This window comes from uncultured Holdemanella sp., assembly GCF_958348295.1.
Classification (GTDB): domain Bacteria; phylum Bacillota_I; class Bacilli_A; order Erysipelotrichales; family Erysipelotrichaceae; genus Holdemanella.
The window spans coordinates 1-21,447 of the sequence record NZ_CATVYQ010000003.1 but is presented as its reverse complement, the minus strand read 5'-3'; the positions used below and the strand labels follow the sequence as shown (position 1 = coordinate 21,447).

Annotated in this window: 23 protein-coding genes; 21 read left to right on the top strand and 2 right to left on the bottom strand. The window is 33.8% G+C overall.

The genetic code is table 11. The features are described from left to right. Window positions 1-2: 2 nt before the first annotated feature. From Q3907_RS01015 to glmS, 3 genes are all read left to right on the top strand, one after another. Window positions 3-779, top strand: coding sequence for a ParA family protein (locus tag Q3907_RS01015; RefSeq protein WP_301896805.1), 777 nt, complete (start codon window positions 3-5; stop codon window positions 777-779). A gap of 3 nt (window positions 780-782) precedes the next feature. After that, a complete protein-coding gene (locus tag Q3907_RS01010; RefSeq protein WP_301896804.1) occupies window positions 783-1,661 on the top strand; it encodes a ParB/RepB/Spo0J family partition protein in 879 nt (292 codons plus the stop codon). A 239-nt stretch (window positions 1,662-1,900) separates the two neighbouring features. Further along, window positions 1,901-3,706, top strand: coding sequence for a glutamine--fructose-6-phosphate transaminase (isomerizing) (glmS, locus tag Q3907_RS01005; protein WP_301896802.1), 1,806 nt, complete (start codon window positions 1,901-1,903; stop codon window positions 3,704-3,706). Here the strand turns inward: glmS and Q3907_RS01000 are convergent, their stop codons facing one another. Then, a complete protein-coding gene (locus Q3907_RS01000) occupies window positions 3,707-4,228 on the bottom strand; it encodes a DUF5662 family protein (RefSeq protein ID WP_301896801.1) in 522 nt (173 codons plus the stop codon). A gap of 597 nt (window positions 4,229-4,825) precedes the next feature. Between Q3907_RS01000 and Q3907_RS00995 the strand changes: the two genes are divergently transcribed. From Q3907_RS00995 to Q3907_RS00920, 16 genes are all read left to right on the top strand, one after another. Continuing rightward, a complete protein-coding gene (locus tag Q3907_RS00995) occupies window positions 4,826-6,538 on the top strand; it encodes an ABC transporter substrate-binding protein (RefSeq protein ID WP_301896800.1) in 1,713 nt (570 codons plus the stop codon). A gap of 181 nt (window positions 6,539-6,719) precedes the next feature. After that, on the top strand, window positions 6,720-7,703 hold the full coding sequence (locus Q3907_RS00990; RefSeq protein ID WP_003865731.1) for an ABC transporter permease: 984 nt from the start codon (window positions 6,720-6,722) through the stop codon (window positions 7,701-7,703). 13 nt (window positions 7,704-7,716) lie between these two features. Continuing rightward, entirely contained in the window at window positions 7,717-8,628 is a 912-nt protein-coding gene (gene opp4C, locus Q3907_RS00985; RefSeq protein WP_227991887.1) for an oligopeptide ABC transporter permease, read from the top strand. Window positions 8,629-8,643: 15 nt separating this feature from the next. Further along, window positions 8,644-9,663, top strand: coding sequence for an ABC transporter ATP-binding protein (locus Q3907_RS00980; RefSeq protein ID WP_301896797.1), 1,020 nt, complete (start codon window positions 8,644-8,646; stop codon window positions 9,661-9,663). A 2-nt stretch (window positions 9,664-9,665) separates the two neighbouring features. Beyond that, window positions 9,666-10,649 carry an ABC transporter ATP-binding protein gene (locus tag Q3907_RS00975; RefSeq protein ID WP_295563116.1) on the top strand — a complete coding sequence of 328 codons (984 nt, stop codon included), beginning with the start codon at window positions 9,666-9,668 and terminating at the stop codon, window positions 10,647-10,649. Further along, the gene (locus Q3907_RS00970) at window positions 10,649-10,840 is read left to right on the top strand and encodes a hypothetical protein (protein ID WP_003865735.1); all 192 of its coding nucleotides are present in this window, start codon (window positions 10,649-10,651) and stop codon (window positions 10,838-10,840) included. The genes Q3907_RS00975 and Q3907_RS00970 overlap by 1 nt, the downstream gene beginning before the upstream one ends. Window positions 10,841-10,882: 42 nt before the next feature. After that, a complete protein-coding gene (locus tag Q3907_RS00965; protein WP_301896795.1) occupies window positions 10,883-12,577 on the top strand; it encodes a M3 family oligoendopeptidase in 1,695 nt (564 codons plus the stop codon). A gap of 93 nt (window positions 12,578-12,670) precedes the next feature. Next, on the top strand, window positions 12,671-12,880 hold the full coding sequence (gene rpmE, locus Q3907_RS00960; RefSeq protein ID WP_003865737.1) for a 50S ribosomal protein L31: 210 nt from the start codon (window positions 12,671-12,673) through the stop codon (window positions 12,878-12,880). Window positions 12,881-13,097: 217 nt separating this feature from the next. Further along, window positions 13,098-14,264, top strand: a complete 1,167-nt coding sequence (locus Q3907_RS00955; RefSeq protein WP_295643572.1) for an aminotransferase class I/II-fold pyridoxal phosphate-dependent enzyme — start codon at window positions 13,098-13,100, stop codon at window positions 14,262-14,264. 38 nt (window positions 14,265-14,302) lie between these two features. Then, on the top strand, window positions 14,303-14,587 hold the full coding sequence (locus Q3907_RS00950) for a hypothetical protein (RefSeq protein WP_295643569.1): 285 nt from the start codon (window positions 14,303-14,305) through the stop codon (window positions 14,585-14,587). Then, a complete protein-coding gene (locus Q3907_RS00945; RefSeq protein WP_301896791.1) occupies window positions 14,559-15,470 on the top strand; it encodes a helicase-related protein in 912 nt (303 codons plus the stop codon). Before Q3907_RS00950 ends, Q3907_RS00945 begins: the two co-directional genes overlap by 29 nt. Further along, window positions 15,467-16,078: a ComF family protein gene (locus Q3907_RS00940; RefSeq protein ID WP_295643563.1), complete on the top strand. Its 612-nt coding sequence runs from the start codon at window positions 15,467-15,469 to the stop codon at window positions 16,076-16,078. The genes Q3907_RS00945 and Q3907_RS00940 overlap by 4 nt, the downstream gene beginning before the upstream one ends. A gap of 27 nt (window positions 16,079-16,105) precedes the next feature. After that, window positions 16,106-17,452, top strand: coding sequence for a hypothetical protein (locus Q3907_RS00935; RefSeq protein WP_301896790.1), 1,347 nt, complete (start codon window positions 16,106-16,108; stop codon window positions 17,450-17,452). Window positions 17,453-17,544: 92 nt separating this feature from the next. Further along, window positions 17,545-18,546 carry a bifunctional N-acetylglucosamine-1-phosphate uridyltransferase/glucosamine-1-phosphate acetyltransferase gene (locus Q3907_RS00930; RefSeq protein ID WP_301896789.1) on the top strand — a complete coding sequence of 334 codons (1,002 nt, stop codon included), beginning with the start codon at window positions 17,545-17,547 and terminating at the stop codon, window positions 18,544-18,546. 28 nt (window positions 18,547-18,574) lie between these two features. Further along, window positions 18,575-19,531: a ribose-phosphate pyrophosphokinase gene (locus tag Q3907_RS00925; protein ID WP_295643555.1), complete on the top strand. Its 957-nt coding sequence runs from the start codon at window positions 18,575-18,577 to the stop codon at window positions 19,529-19,531. After that, window positions 19,524-19,886, top strand: coding sequence for a Spx/MgsR family RNA polymerase-binding regulatory protein (locus tag Q3907_RS00920; RefSeq protein ID WP_301896848.1), 363 nt, complete (start codon window positions 19,524-19,526; stop codon window positions 19,884-19,886). The genes Q3907_RS00925 and Q3907_RS00920 overlap by 8 nt, the downstream gene beginning before the upstream one ends. 27 nt (window positions 19,887-19,913) lie before the next feature. Here the strand turns inward: Q3907_RS00920 and Q3907_RS00915 are convergent, their stop codons facing one another. After that, window positions 19,914-20,663: a TatD family hydrolase gene (locus Q3907_RS00915; RefSeq protein ID WP_295643550.1), complete on the bottom strand. Its 750-nt coding sequence runs from the start codon at window positions 20,661-20,663 to the stop codon at window positions 19,914-19,916. A gap of 52 nt (window positions 20,664-20,715) precedes the next feature. On the opposite strand from Q3907_RS00915, the gene Q3907_RS00910 reads away from it, so the two are divergent. Together Q3907_RS00910 and Q3907_RS00905 are read left to right on the top strand one after the other, a co-directional pair. Continuing rightward, window positions 20,716-21,147, top strand: a complete 432-nt coding sequence (locus Q3907_RS00910; protein ID WP_301896788.1) for a DUF3284 domain-containing protein — start codon at window positions 20,716-20,718, stop codon at window positions 21,145-21,147. 117 nt (window positions 21,148-21,264) lie between these two features. Then, on the top strand, window positions 21,265-21,438 hold the full coding sequence (locus Q3907_RS00905) for a hypothetical protein (protein WP_154556314.1): 174 nt from the start codon (window positions 21,265-21,267) through the stop codon (window positions 21,436-21,438). The last annotated feature ends 9 nt before the right edge of the window (window positions 21,439-21,447 follow it).

The window sequence follows — 21,447 nt, the reverse complement described above, 5'->3', positions numbered from 1 at the left end:
ATATGGGAAAAGTAATAGCAATTTCAAATCAAAAAGGTGGAGTTGGTAAAACGACTACATCTATAAATCTGGCAAGTGGACTTGCTCATGTAGGTAAAAAAGTATTGTTGATTGATTTCGATTCACAGGGAAATGCAACACAAGGTTTAAATGCGAATCAAAATAATTCACAGGCAACGATTCATTCTGTTTTGATGGAAGGTGTTCCAATTCAGCAGACGATAGTGCCAAAAATGAATCCTAGAATTGATATTGTACCGGCTAACATTAATTTAGCGGGTGCCGACTTGGATATGGATAAAATGGAATATGGTAAGGAAGAATTGTTGAAAAAGGCAATTGCACCCATTCGTGATCAATATGATTATATTATTATTGATTGCCCACCATCACTTGGCTTATTAAATACAAACGCATTGACAGCGGCAGATAGCATTTTAATTCCCGTTCAGTGCGAATATTATGCATTGGAAGGTGTAACACAATTATTGATTACAATTCGTCTTGTACAAAGAACAAGTAATCGTAACTTGAAAATCGAAGGAATTTTATTAACGATGTTTGATATTCGTACAAGGTTAAGTGTTGAAGTTTCTCAAGATGTTCGGCAAACATTTGGAAAGCTTGTATATCAAAATTCAATTCCTAGAAATGTAAAATTGTCAGAAGCGCCTAGTCGTGGTATATCGATTTTTGAATATGATCCAAAAAGTACAGGTGCAAAGGCATATGCTGGTTTAACTGAAGAAGTGCTAAAACGTAATTCGAAGGAGGCATAACTTATGGATAATAAAAATAATGCTCGTTTAGGAAAAGGCTTGTCTAGTATCTTTGGGCAAGATGTTTCTAAGGTATTAGATGATATTCAAAATGGAGATATGGAAGTCGAAAGTCAGCAACAATCAAAAATTCCTGTCGATGAAATTCGTCCAAACCCATATCAGCCTCGTAAAGTATTTAATGATGAAGCTTTAAAAGAATTAAGTTCATCTATTAAGCAACACGGTGTATTTACGCCTATCCTAGTAAAAAAAGGCATTCAAGGATATGATTTAATTGCAGGAGAAAGAAGACTTAGAGCTACAAAACTTGCCGGATTAGAAGATATTCCAGCTATCATTGTTGATTTTAATGATCAGGAAATGATGGAAATTGCGTTGTTAGAAAATATTCAACGTGAAGATTTAAATGTAATTGAAGAGGCAAAAGCCTACGAAAAACTAATCCAACGATTAGGCTATACACAAGAGCAGTTAGCTCATCGTGTAGGAAAATCACGTGAGCATATCACAAATTTGTTGCGTCTATTAAAACTTCCTGAAGATGTACAGGAATATGTCGTAAATAAACAATTAAGTATGGGGCATGTGCGTGCTCTATTAGGTCTTAAAACAGAATCTAGCATGCGCAAAGTTGCTAAACAAGCTATTGATCAAGGTTTATCTGTGCGTAAAGTAGAACAGATTGTAAAGGATACAAATAACAAGAAACCAACAGAAAAACCAAAAGAAGATATTTATGTGAAGGCCGCAAAAGAAAAGCTTCAAGAATATTTTCAAACATCTGTATCTATTAGTAAAAATTCAATTTCTATTCATTATGAAAATAAAGAAGACTTAAATCGAGTACTAGAATTATTGAATCTAGTCGAAGAAGAGTAAGTCTTCTTTTTTTGACATATGTATTATTTTTTGTATAATATTCATTATTCATGGAGTTGTAGTAAAAAAATAGCGCCAGGACTAGAAACTAGTTGACGAGGACCAGACTTATCGAAAGATTCGGCGGGTAGTCTGGAGGTTGATACAACCTTTAACGATGGACAAAACCAATGTGTGAATATTGAACAAAGCCATTTAGTATCCTCCATGAAAATAATATAATAGGAGGATTTTTTATAATGTGTGGAATCACAGCTTACGCAGGTAAAGAGAATGCTTTACCGTTTTTATTGCAGGGTTTGGAAAAATTGGAGTATCGTGGATACGACTCTGCTGGAGTGACATTAGTTTCAAGTCATCATTTAGAAACGTATAAGGCGAAAGGACGATTAATCAATTTAGAAAAGCTATTATCCGAAAAAGAACATTCTGAACATACAGGAATTGGACATACACGTTGGGCAACACATGGAATTCCAAGTAATATGAATTCACACCCACATACAAATGAGAGTGAAACAATTTCAATTGTGCATAATGGAATTATCGAAAATTATGCATCCATTAAAGAATGTTTATTAGAACAAGGATATAAGTTTCAATCACAGACAGATAGTGAAGTAATCGTTCATATGTTAGATTATTATTATCAAGGCGATATGATGTATGCTTTAAAAAAATGTGTACAGTATCTTCAAGGAAGTTTTGCGCTATGTGTAGTTTGTACAGATTATCCAGACTGCGTCTTTGTCGCAAAGAAAGAAAGTCCAATGATTGTTGGAAAAACGGATACAGCTGCTTTTTGTGCAAGTGATATTCCAGCTGTATTAGATTACACAAAGGATATTTGTGCTTTAGAAGATGATCAAATGGCTATTTTGAAACCAGGAAGTATTGAATTATATGATTTCTTTGGAGATCCAGTATCTATGAAATGGACACACATTTCGTATGATGCGTGTGCAGCTCAAAAAGGTGGATATGATACTTTTATGCAAAAGGAAATGCATGAACAGCCATATGTAATCAAAGAAACATTAAGAGCTCATATTGAAAATGATTTGGCAATGCCAGAATTATCTGGTTTAGATGCTTCAAAAATCAATCAAATTTACTTTGTTGCATGTGGAACAGCGTATCATGCTAGTTTGTATGCACAATATATCTTGCGTACTTGGGTGGATTTACCAATTTATTGTATTAGTGCAAGTGAGTTTAGATATGGAAATTATCGAATTAATGAAAACACTTTATGCATCTTTGTTTCACAATCTGGAGAAACAGCAGATACTTTAGCAGCATTAAAACTTTCAAAAGAAAATAAAGCACAAACACTATCTGTGACAAATGTCTTAGGTTCTAGTTTGGCTCGTTTATCAGATTTTGTGCTATATACTTGCGCAGGACCAGAAATTGCGGTCGCAAGTACGAAGGCATATACAACACAACTTGTATTATTGATGTGTCTATGCTTAAAACTTGCATCTTTATTAAATGGTGATGTAGAAAATAAAAATTCTTTGCTTAATCAATTAAAACAAATGCCAGAAGTGGTAGAAAAAATGCTTCAACAAGAAGATAAAATGGCAGAATTCGCAAAACTACTTACTGATCAAAAAGATGCTTACTTTATTGGGCGACAATTGGATTATTTAAGTGTTCTTGAAGGGGCCTTAAAGTTAAAAGAAGTATCATATGTACATGCCGATGCATATATGGCCGGAGAATTAAAACATGGACCAATTGCATTAATTGAAAAAGATACAGTAGTGATTGCGTTAGCTACGCAGCCTAGTGTTGCACAAAAGACGATTTCGAATATTCTAGAAACAGTAGCTCGTGGAGCTAAAGTAATTTTAATTGCATCTCAAAATCAGAATACAGAAGGCTTTGAGTATGTAATTCGTATTCCAGATGTGAATCCACTATTGAGTTGTATTCCAGCAACTGTCTTGTTGCAGGAATTAGCTTACTATGTCGCAAAAGAAAAAGGTTGCGATGTTGATAAACCTCGTAACCTTGCGAAAAGTGTAACTGTAGAATAATTATTCTTTGATTTCTGTAACAATATAATGAATGGTTTGATTTAAACCATGTTCAGATAAATATTTTAATAAATGATGGATGAGGGCGTCTGTTTCCGGGTGAATCAGAATTTTACCTTGTCCATTTTCATAATATTCAAGTGCACTCGAATCCGTGTATTTTTCTTTTTGATAGATCATACTTGCAGCAACTCTGTCACAAAACATTTCAATGACATAATTGGTTGGCATTTTACACGCATATATGCCATTTACGCCAAAATCAAGCCAATATTCCCAATGATGTTTGTTTCTTCCTTTATGATGCAACCAACCTAATGAATAGCCTTTTTCTTCTTTTTCTGCATCGATAGGAGAGCGAAATCCTTGATAATAATGAAAACCTGTTTTCAATTCGATATAGGAATATTTACTTAAATCATGAAGTAATCCTTGTTTATATAAATGACAGCGAAAACATAAGTATGTAACTTTTACTTTGTGTTTATTGATTGTGTGTAAATGGGCTAATGCTTTATTCATAAATTCACTTCTTTCTTGCCTATTTTAGCATAAAATAAGAAAGTCATTCTAGTGTTGGCATCTAGAATGGTTCTTTTTGTTTATTATTATTTTTTTTAGGAGAGAGATATGAATATTGGTTTATTTTCTTTATTCATTGCCTTATCTTTAAGGCACTTATAGAATAACATTCCTTGTTGTCATAATTTTAGTATAACTTTGGTGAATGTTGTGAAATCAGATTGAATTATGTGAAATTGTAAAGCAAACCCTTTTCAAGAATTAGAGGAGTTTTCTTTATGTAATATGAATTATAAATTGTAGATTCTATATTTTAAAAGTTATATATAGACAAAAAATGGAATTGTATTTTCATGGTTTACATAAAAATCTATCATCTATAGACAAATGTTTGTAGAAAAAACACGAAAACTCGAGTGTAAGCGAATACAATGAAAAATACTTGATATAAAGACAAAATGATGTGTTATGTTCATGAAAAATATACATTAATGTAAAAATGTATGTAAATTTCTTTCTTAAACCCTTGAAAACATGTTTCTAACATAGTATAATTTCATCACACACATAGTGAGCAGACTATAGGAGGAAAGAGAAATGAATAAACAAAGAATTGTTGCTGGTTTAGCATCTGTAGCAATGGCTTCTACTTTGGTAGCATGTTCAGGCGGATCTAGCAGTGACGCAAAAACATTAACAGTATCTGTAAACCAAAGTTTAACTGGACAGTTTACACCTCAATATGCATCAAGTGCTTATGATCAATATGTAGTAAACTTATGCTACGAATCAATGCTAAAGTACAATGCTGATAACGAATTGGAGCCAGAATTGGCTAAAGATTTACCAGAAGTAAGTGCAGATGGTTTAACATTAACTTACAAATTGGAAAAAGGACACAAATTCAGTGATGGAACTGAAGTAACTTCAAAAGACGTTAAATTTACATTCGCAACATTAGCTGACCCAAGCTATGCTGGTCCTAATGGTGGTGGATTGGAAAACCTAGTAGGATATAAAGAATATAATAGCGGAGCTGCTAAAGAATTAACTGGTATTGAAACTCCAGATGATTACACAGTGGTATTCCACTTAGTATCACCTCAAATCGATGCAATTGCAAAATTTGGTGGAATGGGAATCACTAGTGCAGATCACTACTCAAAATACAAACAAGGTAAAGTAAAAGTTGTTGAAAAGAACCAAGAAGAATCATGTGGTTCTGGTGCTTACCAAATAAAGAGCTATGATAAAGCAAGTGGAGCTTCATTTGTTCGTAATGAAGAATTCAAACGTGAAAAGGGACAATACCAAGTAGATCAAATCATTATTAAGAAAACAGATGTAACTACAGAAGTTTCTGAATTGAAAAAAGGAACAGTTGATTTAATTCCAGATGTAATTGAAACAAATAAAGTAAGTGAAGCTAGTCAAGATAAAAACCTGGCATTCAACGACTACTCTCGTAGTGCTGTTGGTTTCGTAGCTATGAACGCTAACAATGGAGCTACAGCTGACAAAGCTGTACGTCAAGCATTGATGTATGCGACAGATCGTCAAGGATTCTGTGATTCTTACTTCGGATGGGATAAAAAAGCAAGTGACGAAGTTAAAAAAGTTAAAGGTGGATATGTACCAGCTGCATACTGGAGTCCAGCATCAGTAAACTGTGGTGCCGTTGTTCGTAATGAAGAAACAATCGATGGATTAAATACATATGCATTTGACATGGATAAAGCAAACCAAGTATTAGATGAAGCTGGTTGGGTTCGTGGTGCTGATGGAATCCGTGAAAAAGATGGACAAAAATTAGAAATTAAATTCTTATTGTCAGAAGGTAACTCAGTACTTGAAACTTTAATTCCTATGGTTAAGAAAACTTGGAGCGATTTAGGTGTTGACTTAAAACAAACTACAGTTGACTTCTCTACATTATTAAGCAACATTCAAGATGAAAGCCACGATAGCGAATGGAATATGTGTTTCTTAGCTACTAGCTTTACAGATAACCAAGATGCTGGAGCTAATGATTCATATACAAATAATCCAAATAACATGGCTGTAAATAACTACTCTCGTATCAATGATCAAGCATTGGTTGACCAATTGACAAAAGCTCGTGCTGAGTCAAATGCAGAAAAATCAAAAGCAGAATATGTTGAAGCTATGAAGATGGCTGCTGATGATGCAGGATACATGCCAGTTTACTCAGGTATGCAATTCAACCTTTACAATAAGAGAGTTGACTTGACTGGAACAGGAACATTACGTAACTGGTCTCAATCAATGGATACTATTACTGTAAAATAAATTTAAAAATTGCACAAAGATGTGTTAAAATAGTGGATGTTAAAGGACAAATGTTCATTAACAGAAACGCTGCAACGTTAAATAGTCTGCATGAAAAATTCGTGGATTGTTTATAAAATTAAGGGCAAGCCGTATTGACTTGCTCTTATATGCATTTAGTGGATAGAAAGGATCGATAACTATGCTAAAGTATGTATTTAAAAGAATTTTAGCGATGATTCCTGTCCTTTTCATCATTTCAATCGTTATTTTCGGTACTGTAAAGGCGATGCCAGGTGATGAGGTAACAGCTTATTTTGGAGCCGGTTCAAAGGTTACACAAGAGCAACGTGATCACGTTCGTGAGTTGTTAGGATTGGATAAATCGTTACCTGAACAATATGTACGTTGGGTTGGACGTATGTGTACAGGAGATTTAGGATCAAGTATTACTCTTAAAAAACCAGTTGGAACTATTATTGGTGACTATGTATGGAATACATTCTATTTGAATGTTGTTTCTTTAATAGTGGCTTTAATTTTTGCAATTCCAGTTGGAATAAAGCAAGCCGTAAAGAAAGGTTCAGTGTTTGATAACTTCTGGACAGTATTTTCATTGTTAGGAATAAGTGTTCCAACATTCTTCTTTGCCTTAGTATTAATTTTCTTCATTGGTTTGAACATCCCAGGCATGCCAATCAATGGAATGCGTGACACAATGCTTTCAAGCTTTGGTTACTCAAGTATTTTCCAAGAAATTGGAGATATCGCATTACACTCAATTTTACCTGTAATCGTATTGGCGTTTAGTTCATTTGCGTCATTCTCACGTTATGTACGTAACTCTATGGTTGAAGTCATCAACATGGATTATGTTCGTACTGCACGTTCAAAGGGTCTAAAAGAAAAGACTGTTATTTACAAACATGCATTTAAAAATGCCCAAATTCCTTTAGTAACATTACTAGGATTATACATTCCATCATTATTCTCAGGAGCCGTAATTTTGGAATCTGTATTTATCTGGCCAGGAATTGGTAAAGTATTAATTGATGCAATCAACCAACGTGATAACTCTTTAGTTATGGCTTGTTTGATGTTTAGTGCCTTATTGATGTTGTTAGGTAACTTATTGTCTGACATTTGTTATACATTAGTTGACCCACGTATCAAGGTTGATGAATAGGAGGGAACTATAGATGGCTAAAAAAGATGCTGTAGTATTAGAATCTGGTGAAAAAATTGAATCTATAGGTCCTTGGACCATCGCATGGCGTAAGTTTAGACAAAACCGTGTTGCCATGGCAGGTTTGATTATTTTTATTTTAATTGTTATTGCTGTTATTGTTATTCCACCAATGCTTGGATATAGCGTAAATGACTATGATTTATCAAATCCTAACTTAGCTCCAGGAGGAGAACATTTATTAGGAACAGATAAACAAGGTCGTGACTGCTTATTCCGTTTATTCTTAGGTGGACGTATCTCAATCATGGTTGGTGTTATTGCTGCTGTTATTACTGTAATTTTAGGATGTACAATTGGCGGTATTTCTGGATATTATGGTGGAAAATTGGATAACTTATTAATGCGTTTTGCTGAAATCGTTTATTCATTACCATTTACACCAATGATCATTGCGGTTGCCGCAACAATGTTGTGGGTTCCACAAAGTCAAAAAATGTACACTGTATCATTATTGATTGGTTTATTATCATGGCCAGGACTTGCTCGTTTAGTTCGTGGACAAATTTTAACTTTACGTGAACAAGAATTTATGCAAGCTTGTGAAGCTTTAGGTATTTCAGATTTCTCAAAAATCTTTAAACACTTACTTCCAAATGTTATTTCTTTGGTAATCGTAAATGCTACACTTCAAATGGCGAGTGCTATCTTGACTGAGGCTGGTTTATCATTCTTAGGTATGGGTGTTACGGCACCAACTCCTTCTTGGGGTAACTTAATGAACTTGGCACGTGATTCTTACGTGTTCCAAAACTATCCTTGGGAATGGATCCCTGCAGGTTTAATGTGTTTATTAACTGTAATCTCTATCAACTTAATTGGTGAAGGTTTACGTGATGCATTCGACCCTAAAGAATTACAGTAGTAAGGAGGATACACAATGTCTGTAAATAAAAAAGTAATTAAAGTGGAAGACCTTCGTGTATACTTCCATACAAAAAAAGGTGATTCAAAAGCAGTTGATGGAAACCACTTTACAATGTATGAAAATGAAACACTTGCGATCGTAGGTGAATCAGGTTGTGGTAAATCCGTAACTGCCATGTCTATTTTAGGCTTAGTCAGTGAACCAGGAGAAATTATGCCTGGATCAAAAATCGTATATATGGGAAATGTAGATCGTGATGAAGATGGTTTGAACTTAGCTACAGCTACAGATGAACAAATTCGTCATATTCGTGGTAACGAAATTTCTATGATTTTCCAGGAACCAATGTCAAGTTTGAACCCAGTTATTACAGTTGGGGATCAAATTATGGAAAACATTTTAACGCACGAAGAAGTTTCTAAAGAAGAAGCTAAACAACGTGCAATTGATTTGTTGGCAGAAGTAGGTATTTCTCGTCCAGAAAAAGTTGTTGATAACTATCCATTCCAATTATCAGGTGGTATGTGTCAGCGTGTTATGATTGCGATGGCTTTATCTTGTCATCCAAAATTATTGATTGCTGATGAACCTACAACAGCTCTAGATGTAACAATTCAGGCTCAGATTCTTTCTTTAATGAACAAATTAAAGAATGAAACAGGTACATCTATTATGTTGATTACACATGATTTAGGTGTAGTTGCTCAGGTAGCTGATAACGTTAACGTTATGTATGCAGGTAAAGTTGTTGAAACAGCTCCAGTAGAAGAACTATTCAACAATCCTAAACACCCATATACTATTGGATTAATGAATTCAATGCCTTCACTTGCTGAAGAAGGTAAACGTTTAAATACAATTGAAGGTAGCGTACCTAACCCATTGTATTTACCAAAAGGATGCTACTTTGCAGATCGTTGTCCATATGTAACAGATCGTTGTAAAGAAGGTCAACCAACAGATACAAAAATTAAATCACGTCACCACGTATGGTGCTTCAAAGTTGAAGAAGAAATGAAACAGGAGGGATAGTCATGGCAGAAAAAAGAAAAATTCTTGAAGTTAAAAACCTTAAAAAATACTTCCCTCTAAAAAAAGGAAAATATAAAGAAGGCGACCCATGTGTTAAGGCTGTAGATGATATTACTTTCGATTTATATGAAGGTGAAACATTAGGTCTAGTAGGTGAATCAGGATGTGGTAAATCTACTTTAGGGCGTACAATCATTCGTCTTTATGAACCAACAAGTGGAGAGGTAATCTTCGAAGGTGAAGATGTAGCGAAAAAGTCTCGTAAAGAAATGCGTGCTTTACGTGAAGAAATGCAGTTCATTTTCCAAGATCCATATTCTTCATTGAATCCACGTATGACTGTATTTAACATTTTGGCAGAACCATTGATTGCTCACGGAAAGTTCAAACGTGGTCCAGAACTAGAAGCATATGTTAAAGATCTAATGGATCGTTGTGGTTTGCCAAGTTATTATTGCTATCGTTATCCTCACCAATTCTCAGGTGGACAAAGACAACGTATTGGTATCGCACGTTCTTTGGCATTAGATCCAAGTTTCATTATTTGTGATGAACCAGTAAGTGCATTGGACGTTTCTATCCAGTCACAGATCATCAACTTAATGAAAGATATGCAAGAAGAAAAGAACATTTCTTATATCTTCATTTCACATGACTTGTCTGTTGTAAAACACATTTCTGATCGTGTAGGTGTAATGTATTTAGGTAGTATGATGGAACTTGCAGATAAGAATGAAATCTATTCAAACCCTCAACACCCTTATACAAGAGCGTTGATTGGTGCAATTCCTTTACCTGACCCTACAAAACGTAAAGAAATGAAAGTTATTCAAGGTGAAATTCCAAGTAACGTAAACATTCCTAAGGGATGTAAGTTCAACCCTCGTTGCCCATTTGCGAAAGACATTTGTCGTGAACAAGAACCAGCAACAAAAGAGGTTAAGCCAAATCACTTCGTTAAGTGTCACTTTGGAGGTGAATTCTAATGTCTAAGCGCCCATCAATGCGTGAGATGTTAGAAAAAAAAGATAAACAAAAAGGTAAAGAAGATCGTCTTGAAAAAGGGGATTTTCTAGCCTTATTAATTGCTGCTAGTAGTACATTCTGGCCAATTTTATTAGGTGCGATTGTTATTTTAGCGCTATTAATTTTTGGTTGGAATGCCATCTTTGCATAATACGAGAAGCTTTCGGCTTCTCTATTTTTTTAGGAGAAGAATATGAAATTTACAGATTATAAATATGAACATATGGATATTGAAGCTTTGCAGGAACAATTAAAGGCGATTTGTTCAAAATTACAGAATGCAGCTTCTTATGAAGAATTCAAAAATGCATTTATTGAATTAAATGATGTTAATAAATATATCAACACAAATCAGACTCTTGTTGATATACGTCACACAGTGGATACAAGAGATGAATATTACACACAAGAAAATGATTTCTTAAATGAAATGCTTCCCGTGTTGAAGGAAGATATCGTCAATTGTAATAAAGCAGTTATGGCTAGTTCTTTTGTTTCTGATTTAAGAAAAGAAGTGCCAGAAACATATTTCTTACAAAGAGAAATGGAAGAAAAATCATTTGATCCAATTATCATTCCAGAAATGCAAGAAGAAAATAAATTAGCTTCTAAATACCAAGCAATCATTGCGAGCGCACAAATTGAGTTTGATGGTGAAACATATACGCTTGCTGCATTAGAAGTAAAGACAAATGATAAAGATAGAGATACTCGTAAACGTGCAATGCAAGCATATTGGGGATGGTATGATGAACATGCGCAAGAAATTGGTGAAGTCTATGATCAATTAGTACAAGTTCGTACGCGTATGGCTAAGAAATTAGGATATAAAAACTATATTGAACTTGGTTACTATCGTATGATGCGTTTTGATTATAATAAGGAAGATGTTGAAAACTATCGTAAACAAGTATTAGAAGATGTTGTTCCTTTAGATAATGAATTATATGCTCGTCAACAAAAACGTTTAGGCTATGATACTTTGCATGCTTGGGATGAAAAGTTTGAATTTACTTCAGGAAACCCAACGCCTAAATATGATCGTGCAGAACTAGTGAAACGTGCATTAAAGATGTATCAGGAATTGGATCCTAAAACAGGTGAATTCTTTAAATTTATGACAGATAGAGAATTGTTGGATCTAGATTCAAAACCTGGTAAAGCAGCTGGTGGATATTGTACATTTATTCCAAATTATCAATCTCCATTTATTTTCGCAAACTTCAATCACACGAGTCATGATGCAGAAGTATTAACGCATGAAGCAGGTCATGCCTTCCAGGTATACTCAAGCAAAAATATTTTCCCAATCGATTGTGTATGGCCTACATATGAGTCTTGTGAAATTCACTCTATGTCAATGGAATTCTTTACATATCCATGGATGAAATTTTTCTTTGAAGAAGATGTTGATAAATATTATTTCAATCACTTATCAGGAGCTGTTAAGTTCTTGCCTTATGGAGTTTTAGTGGATCATTTCCAACATGAAGTATATGAAAAGCCAGAAATGTCTATTGAAGAAAGATTAGCTACTTGGAGAAAGTTGGAAAAACAATACTTGCCTCATAAAAACTATGAAGGAATTGATATTCTAGAAAAAGGTGGATGGTGGATGCGTCAGCTTCACATTTTCATGGATCCATTCTATTATATTGATTACACATTAGCTCAAGTATGTGCATTACAGTTCTGGGCTCGTATTCAGAAGAAAGATGAAAGGGCTTTTGAAGACTACAAACATATTTGTAAGATTGGTGGAACATTGCCATTTAGAAAAATTGTAAAGGAAGCTGGATTAAAGGTTCCTTTTGAATCAGGTTGTTTAAAAGATACAGTACAATTAGTTCGTGAATGGTTTGAAAAAGCAGATGATTCACAATTTTAAAAAATAGCTTGCGAATTGAAAAAAGGCTTGCTATAATTGTATAGCACTTACTTTGGGTCGATATGACTTAAGGCGGAAGGAGGATACATCGATATGAAACAAGGAATTCATCCTAATTATCATAAAGTTAAATGTATCTGTACATCTTGTGGTGCAGAATTCGAAACAGGTAGTACAATCAAAGGTGATGAATTACGTGTAGATACTTGCAGTAACTGCCACCCATTCTTCACAGGTCGTCAACGTTTCGCTGCTGCTCAGGGACGTATTGAGAAATTTAACAAGAAATATGGTTTGAAGTAGTAATATAATGACAGTGTCAGAAATGGCACTGTTTTTTTATTTTGGTTATAAAAAAATCGTTATTAAAAATTAAATATCCTTTAAAATAGATGTTTCAAGCTTGCTTGGCTATATTAAAATGATCAAATGTATACAAGAAATAACTGTGGTATTTGAAAACTTCTATTGCTACGTTTATAATAAAGACAATAAATTAAAAATAGTGAGGTGTATTAAAGTGAAAAGAGCTAAAAGAATGGATGTATTTCAATCTTCTATATTCACAGAATTGAAAAATATGAAGCTGGATTATACACAAAGAACAGGTAATGAAACAATTGATTTTTCAGTTGGATCGCCAAATATTGCGCCTGAACCATCTATTATGAAGGTACTGCAAGAATCAATTATGGTTCCAGAAAACTATAAGTATGCGATCAATGAATTACCTGAAATGAAATCAGCAATCCACGATTGGTATAAAAATCGTTATCACGTAGAACTTGCGAATGATGAAATGATTTGTTTACAAGGTTCTCAAGAAGCTTTAAGCACTTTATTCTTAGCAATGTGTGATCCAGGTGATATTGTATTGGTTCCAGATCCATATTATCCAATCTTTAGTGATGGACCAAAAATTGCAGGGGCTAAAGTTGAATATATGCCTTTGTTGCAAGAGAATAACTATGTCATTCAATTGGATAAAATTGATGAAGAAATTGCGAAAAAAGCGAAGATGATGATTGTATCTTATCCAAACAATCCAACTTGCGCTATAGCACCAGATTCATTCTATGAAGAGTTGATTCAGTTTGCGAAGAAATATGATATTGTAGTTTTACACGATAATGCATATAGTGAACTTGTATTTGATGGTAAAGTAGGAAAGAGTTTCTTATCTTTTGAAGGAGCTAAAGAAATAGGAATTGAATTGAATTCTTTCTCGAAAACATATGGAATGGCCGGTGCAAGACTTGGTGTGTGTGTTGGTAATAAAGAAGTGATTGATTGTTACAATACTCTTAAATCAAATATGGATTATGGAATCTTCTTACCTATACAATATGCAGGCATTGAAGCACTAAGACATGGAGGCGCAAGCATTCACTCAACTTGTCAGGCTTATCAAGATCGAAGAGATGTTCTATGTGAAGCATTTGATGAAGTAGGATGGCATATTGATAAGAGTCCTGCAACAATGTTCGCATGGGCAAGAATTCCAGATCAATATGAAGATTCATATGCCTTCACAAAAGATTTGATGGAAAAAACAGGCGTTGTCGTTACACCTGGCCAGGCTTTTGGCGTTCATGGTACTAGATATGTGCGTTTAGCTCTTGTTCAAGATATTGAGGATATCCAAAAAGCGGCAGAAAGAATAAAAAAATCTGAAATTTTTAAGTAAAGTGCAAAAATTTGCACTTTTTTTTCGTATAAGAGTATATGAAGTGTAATCGATGTCAAAATGAAGATCCTAAATTATTTGCGTATGATCATGGAGTTTATTATTGTCGTAAATGCATTGATTTTTCTAGGTTGGAGGTTAATGAAAAAATAAATCCGGTTAAATTGAAGCATAGAACGTGGAAGGGTAAACCTAAACTGGATTATGAACTCACTGCTTCGCAAAAATGTGCAAGTCACGAAGTACATCAACATTTAAGTAAAGGAAAAGACGTAATACTTTACGCCAGTACAGGTGCCAGGCAAAACAGAAATTTGTTTTGAAAGTATCTGTGGATATTTAGCACAAGGAAAAAAAGTAGGGTTTGCGATCAGTCGCAGACAAGTAGTACTTGAAATTGCTGGAAGGCTAAGAAAAGCGTTTCCTGAATTAAGTGTATGTGAAGTGGCTCAAGGATATACCCAAGTCACAGATGCAGACCTTATTGTATGTACTACACACCAGTTGTATCGTTATCCATATGCCTTTGATTTATTAATTTTAGATGAGTTAGATGCCTTTCCTTTTGTGGGCAATGAAGTGCTTCAGGCCATAGCTAATCAGGCTTGTATTGGTCAAAAATTGTTATTGAGTGCAACACCAGACAAAGAGAGTATGAAACTTGTGAAACAAAAGAAAATAGAGCTTGTGTGTTTATTTGAAAGGCCACATAAACATCCGTTGATTGTGCCTAAAGTGATACAGGTATCTATTTTAATTCAAGTATGGATTGTAATTTATTTGTGCATAAAATTCCAAAAAGAGGGAAAACAAACATTGGTTTTTGTCCCTCGAAAAAATGATGGAAAGTGGATGAAGATAATTCTAAATTTATTTGTGAAGACAGATTTTATTCATTCTTCTACACAAAATAAAGATGAAATTTTAGATTGCTTTCGCAATAAAGAATTGAGTGCACTAGTTTGTACCACACTATTAGAAAGAGGAATCACGATTCCAAGCGTTCAAGTTGTTGTTTTTAAAGGAGATCATTCAGTCTTTACCACGGCCAGTCTTATTCAGATTTTTGGGCGTGTGGGACGAAGTTTTAAAGATCCAGAGGGAAAGGGTGTGTGTTTATGTCAAGCTTCAAGCGAATCTATCAAAGATTGTGTGAGTCAAATTACGAAGATGAACGATACTGTTTATGCTGCCACAAAAAAATGAGTGAAATTCGCAATTTTGAGATTTTCTTTTATAATGATCTTTTGATATGTCCGGATTGTTCAAAAAATTTCAAGCTACATAAACAAATCTATAATATAGATGGTATCCCTTTATATGTTCTCTATGAGTATGATGAGTTTTTAGAGAGGTTGTTTTTTCAGTATAAGGAACAAAGGGATGTTGTATTAAAAGATGTTTTTTTGTGTGAACACTTATATTTAAAGAAGATCTTTAAAAAATATTGTGTCTGTACTTTATGCAGTAGTGATGCAAAGCGCATGGAAAGAGGGTTTGAAGCAACAGTTGATATATATTCTACTTTGGATATCTTTGTGCATTCACCATTTTATAAGAAAGAAGATATAAAACAATCTTCAAAATCAAAAGCAGAAAGAGCACATATCAAAGAGATATTGGCTTTAAAAGAATTGTATCCTTTACCAAAAAAGAAAATATTGCTTGTGGATGATGTTTGTACGACAGGAAATACTTTAAGTGCTGCACAAAGCTTGATTCATCCCGACTGTATGTTTGTATTGGCGGCTCATCCATTATGGATTTTGGCAAATAAAGAAAACATAGTGGTCAAATCAAAAGGGTTTTGGTAAAATAGTTTCAAAGGGGCGATAGAAACTATGGACAAGAGAAGAAAGAATGAGAATGATGAAATTTCTCAATTATTAGATTCGTTTCAAATGGATGAAGAAGATACATTGGAACAAAAAATGGATCAATTCACAAAAAATCAAACTCGTAGTCGAGTAAATAAACATAAACCTCAACCAGAGATTTCGTTCCAGTCAAAAGAAGCGGAACCATCTCTAGGTGATACGCTTGTGGTAGGTTCGAAAGATTTGAACGAACCTAAAGAAGAAGATTTATCTGCAACTCGTACGGTCATGTGGAATGCGGATGATTTAAAGAAAGAAGCGGATTCCACAAATCAAACTGTTGTGATTGATGATGATGAGATTCAATCATTACTAGAAGAAGGAAAAGGACCTCAATTAAAAAGGGAGGTTGTAAACAAGAAAAAAAATACAAATAAGAAGGTATCTAAAAAGAATAACTCTAAGACAGGTTTGTATATTGGTTTAGGAGTTGTAGGTGTTTTATTAATTTCTTTATTGATATTTGGTGGTATCAAACTAGTAACTAGTGGATTATCGGGTTCGGATGAAAAAACGGAAGAAATCCAAAAGAAAAATTATCAGGAATTGTTAGATTTTGCGAATAGCTACAATTCATTATCTTCTAGTGAGAAGAAAGAAATTGTTGATCTTGAGAGTAAATATAATAGTTTAACTCGTAAACAAAGAGAAAAAATTGATGAGATTTTAGAGAAAGCTACGGGTAAAAACTTTAATGAATTACTTGCGAAGGCAAATAAGAAAACAAATTCTAAAAAGAAAAACAACAATACGGAGATTGCAGAAAAGAAAGCTGAATTAAAACAGAAAATCAGTGATTTAAAGAAGCAGCTTACTAAGGCGGAAGCAGATTTGTTAAGTGCTCAAAAATCACAGGAGGCTGCACAAAGCGAAGTGGATTCTTTAAAATCAAAAGTTGATTCTGCCAATTCTTCATTGTCGGATGCACAAAATGCTGTGAGTAGTGCTCAATCAGCATATGATAGTGCTAGTAGTGATTTACAGGCATGTGAAAATCGTCGCTCTGAATTAGAGAAAATTCCAAATGATCAGTTAACACAGGATCAGTATTCTGAATTACAAAAACTTTATTCAGAACATCAAGGTTTAGTAAACCAAGTTAATTCTACAAAATCAGATTTAGATAACGCGAAAGCTACTTTGTCAGCAGCACAAAAGAATTCAAACGTATCCTCTTTACAGAATAAATTGAATTCAGCTCAGAGTAAATTGGATAGTGCAAATTCAGATGTTACAGATGCACAATCAAAAGTGGATTCAATAAATTCACAAATAGATGGCTATCAAAGACAATTGGATGATTTAGATTAGGCAATACAATTATTTGTATTGTCTTTTTCTATTGTAACCTTTTAAAGTGTTGCGATTTTTGTTAGAATAGATGAGGAAAGTCAGGTGAAAATATGCGTAATGCGATTGTTCTGGCGGCTGGAAAAGGAACTCGAATGAAATCTGATCGTAGCAAGGTAATGCATACGATTATTGATCGTTCAATGTTGGCTTATATCATTGATGCTTTAAGAGCTGTATCTGTACAAAGAATTGTTGTGATTGTTGGATATCAAGCGGAAAGTATCAAAGAAGCTTTTCCAGATGTTGAATTTGCTTTGCAGCAACCCCAATTAGGTACTGGTCATGCGGTTATGCAGGCTACACAATTAAAGGATGAAGATGGAGACACATTGATTATCAATGGTGATGGTCCTTGTATTCAACCTGAGACTTTGGAAAAACTATTCCAAACAAATCAAGATGCATCATTAACTCTATTGACTTCTGTATTGGATGATGGAGCTCATTATGGTCGTATTGTTCGTGATGAAAATGGTCATGTTCAAGCGATTGTAGAGGCAAAAGATTGTACAGAAGAACAGAAGAAAATCTGTGAAATCAATGCGGGTATGTATTGTTTCAAAAATAGAGATTTATTTGATAATCTTGATAAACTAACAACAAATAATGCTCAAAATGAATATTATTTAACCGACTTAGTTAAGATTTTGGCAAACCAAGGTAAAGTTGTTAAGGGATTGGTTGTTGAAGACCGTGATGAAGTCATGGGAATTAACGATTGTGTAGAATTAAATAAGGCGTATGAATGGATGCGAAATCGAATCAACAATAACTGGATGAAAGAAGGAGTACAAATTGTAGATCCTAAGCGTACGGTTATTGGAAAAGATGTAAAAATTGGACATGATGTCATTATTCATCCAAATGTTGAAATTCTAGGTAAAACAGAAATTAAAGATTTCGTTGAGATTTTACCGGGTTCTTATTTGAATAATTCAATAATTGAAAATCATGCAGTAGTAGATTCAAGTAAAGTCGTCGATTCTTGCATAAGTGAGGGAACTGTTGTGGGACCTATGTCTTATGTAAGCAATAATAAAACTATAAAATAACCTGATAGGGTATGAGAAAGGATAAATCATGAAAAACACTGTTGTATTTGCTTTATCATCAAGCGTTGGTTTAGCAGAAGATATTTGTAAGGAATTAGGATTAGAATTAGGAAAATGTGAAGTTAAACATTTTGCGGATGGAGAAATTTTAGTTGAATTAGGTGAATCTGTTCGTGGAAAACACGTATATTTTGTACAAAGTACAAGTAAACCTGTAAACGCAAATTTAATGGAAATTCTAATTGGTATTGATGCATGTAAACGTGCTAGTGCTGCTAGTATTACTGCAATCATTCCATATTTTGGATATGCACGTCAGGATCGTAAGGCAAAACCTCGTCAACCAATTACTTCTAAATTAGTAGCTAGTTTATTAGAAAGAGCCGGAGCTGATCGTGTTGTAACAGTTGATTTACATGCTACTCAGATTCAAGGATTCTTTGATATTCCAGCAGATGATATTACTGCCAATGGATTGATTGCTGATTACTTCAAACATAAGGAAGGATTAGGAGAAATCGTTGTAGTATCTCCTGACCACGGTGGAGCTGTACGTGCTCGTAACTTAGCAAATGCATTAGGTGCACCTATCGCAATCATCGACAAACGTCGTCCAAAACCAAATGTAGCTGAAGCTATGAACTTAATTGGTGACGTTGATGGAAAGACTGCAATTATCATTGATGATATGGTAGATACAGCTGGAACATTAACTGCTGGTATCAAAATGTTAAAAGATAAAGGTGCAAAAGCTGTATATGCTTCATGTTCACATGGTATCCTTTCAGGTCCTGCTATTGAGCGTTTAAAAGCTGCTGAATTAGCTGGATTTGTTTGTACAAATACAATTGATCAAACAGAGCACCAAAAAGATTATCCAGAAATGACTGTTCTTTCAATGGCACCATTATTAGCTGGATTAATTCATGCGGTTGAAGAAAATTCTTCATTATCAGAAGTATTAGCACACGCATTTGATGACTAATATGGAAACATTGTTTATTGGGTATCCACCTTGCTCCACTTGTAAAAAAGCATATAAGACTTTGCAAGACTTAGGTATTGAGGCCACATACAGAAATATTAAAGAAGAAAATCCAACAAAAGAAGAAATTCAGAGTTGGATCGATCGAGGCGTAGAATTAAAAAAATTGTTCAATACGAGTGGTATGTTGTATCGTGAATTGAATGTAAAAGAAAAGCGACAAACATATACAGAAGAGCAATTGATAGATTTGCTTGCATCAAATGGTATGTTAGTTAAAAGACCTATTGTAATTCAGGGCGATACTATCATTATAGGAAACAAAGTTTCAGAATACGAAAACTTACAAAAATAGACCTGTCAGAAATTGACAGGTCTTTCTCTATTTAAAAATGGAATTGAAATTCTCTTCAATTTGTTTGCATGTACTTACATCATCAAGTTGTTTAATTTCACAAATTTTCTTGGCAACATATTCCACATACATAGGTTCATTTTCTTTTCCTCTATAAGGAACAGGCGTTAAATAAGGGGAATCTGTTTCTGTGATGATTCTATCGATTGGACAAACTTCAATACATTCAGGGGCGTGTCTAGCATTTTTAAAAGTGATAGGTCCCGCAAAAGAAATCATAGAATTCATTTTTAAACATTCCATCATTGTTTCTTTACTTCCACTAAAACAGTGGAAAATGATTTTTGTCTTTGCGTATTGTTTTAAAATGTCCATGCAATCTTTTGTAGATTCACGCATATGAATAGAAATAGGAAGATTGTGTTCATTTGCGATTTGAATCTGCTTAATGAATAATTCTTTTTGTAAATCATTAAAACTTGTATCCCAATAGTAATCTAAGCCAATTTCACCTAAACAATCTAAATATGGAGCTTGATTTATTAAATATTGAATATCTTTTTCCTTTATTTCTTTAGCATCACTTGGAAACCAACCAAAAGCTATTTTAAAGAACGGATATTCTTCTTTTAATTTTTTTGCACGATCTAATTCTTCGGGGCTTGTGCACATAATCATGCAAGAAGTAACGTTTTTAATTTTAATATTTTCAATAATTTCATCGATTCGACTATATAGACGATCACAAGTAATGTGACAATGACTATCTGTATACATAAATAACCTTCTTTCTTAAAATAGTATATAATTGTGTTAAAAGAGGTGCAATATGAAAGTTGGTATAGAATTAAATGTGAGCGACAAAGAGTTTTATGATGTGATGATGAAATCATTACAGGAAGAATTGAATAATGTTGCAAAGAAAAAACTAGAATTAAAAGAAGGGTTGAAATATAAGAAAAAATCAACACAAAGAAAAGGAGTTGGATCAGAAATTACAGTGCATATTAAAAGATTGGTTCCAAATGAATTATATGTGGCAACTTTTAATACAGCTATTGATCATACAACAATTTCATATAAGATTGAAGTTTTAAGTGAATCAAAAATTAAAGTAACATACGAGGAAATATATGAGAATATATCTTCACAGAATGTTCCTGCATGGAGACAAAAGATGGCTGAGAAACAATCGGCTAAAAAAGCTAAAAAGATGTTTAAAGAAATCGAAATATTTATTTTAAATGAAAGAAACAAATAATGCAGATTATTCCATAAAAGAGACCAGGTTTTCCATCTAGGTTTCTTTTTTTATATATCTGCGTTATAAATTTGGTGTAGAAAAGCTTTAACCCAACAAAAGAAGGAGGGATTGGATATGAAAAAGTTAGGTTATTTAGCAGGAGCATCATTATTGTTTGTTCCAATGCCTCTGTATGCAGCAGGAATTGGTTCTAGCAATCAAGTGTTTACTCACACTGGCTGGTTCTCAGTTATTTGTATGGCAACAATCGGTGTAGGAGTAGCTATTTGTTCAAAACATCAAAAATAATATAGAAGG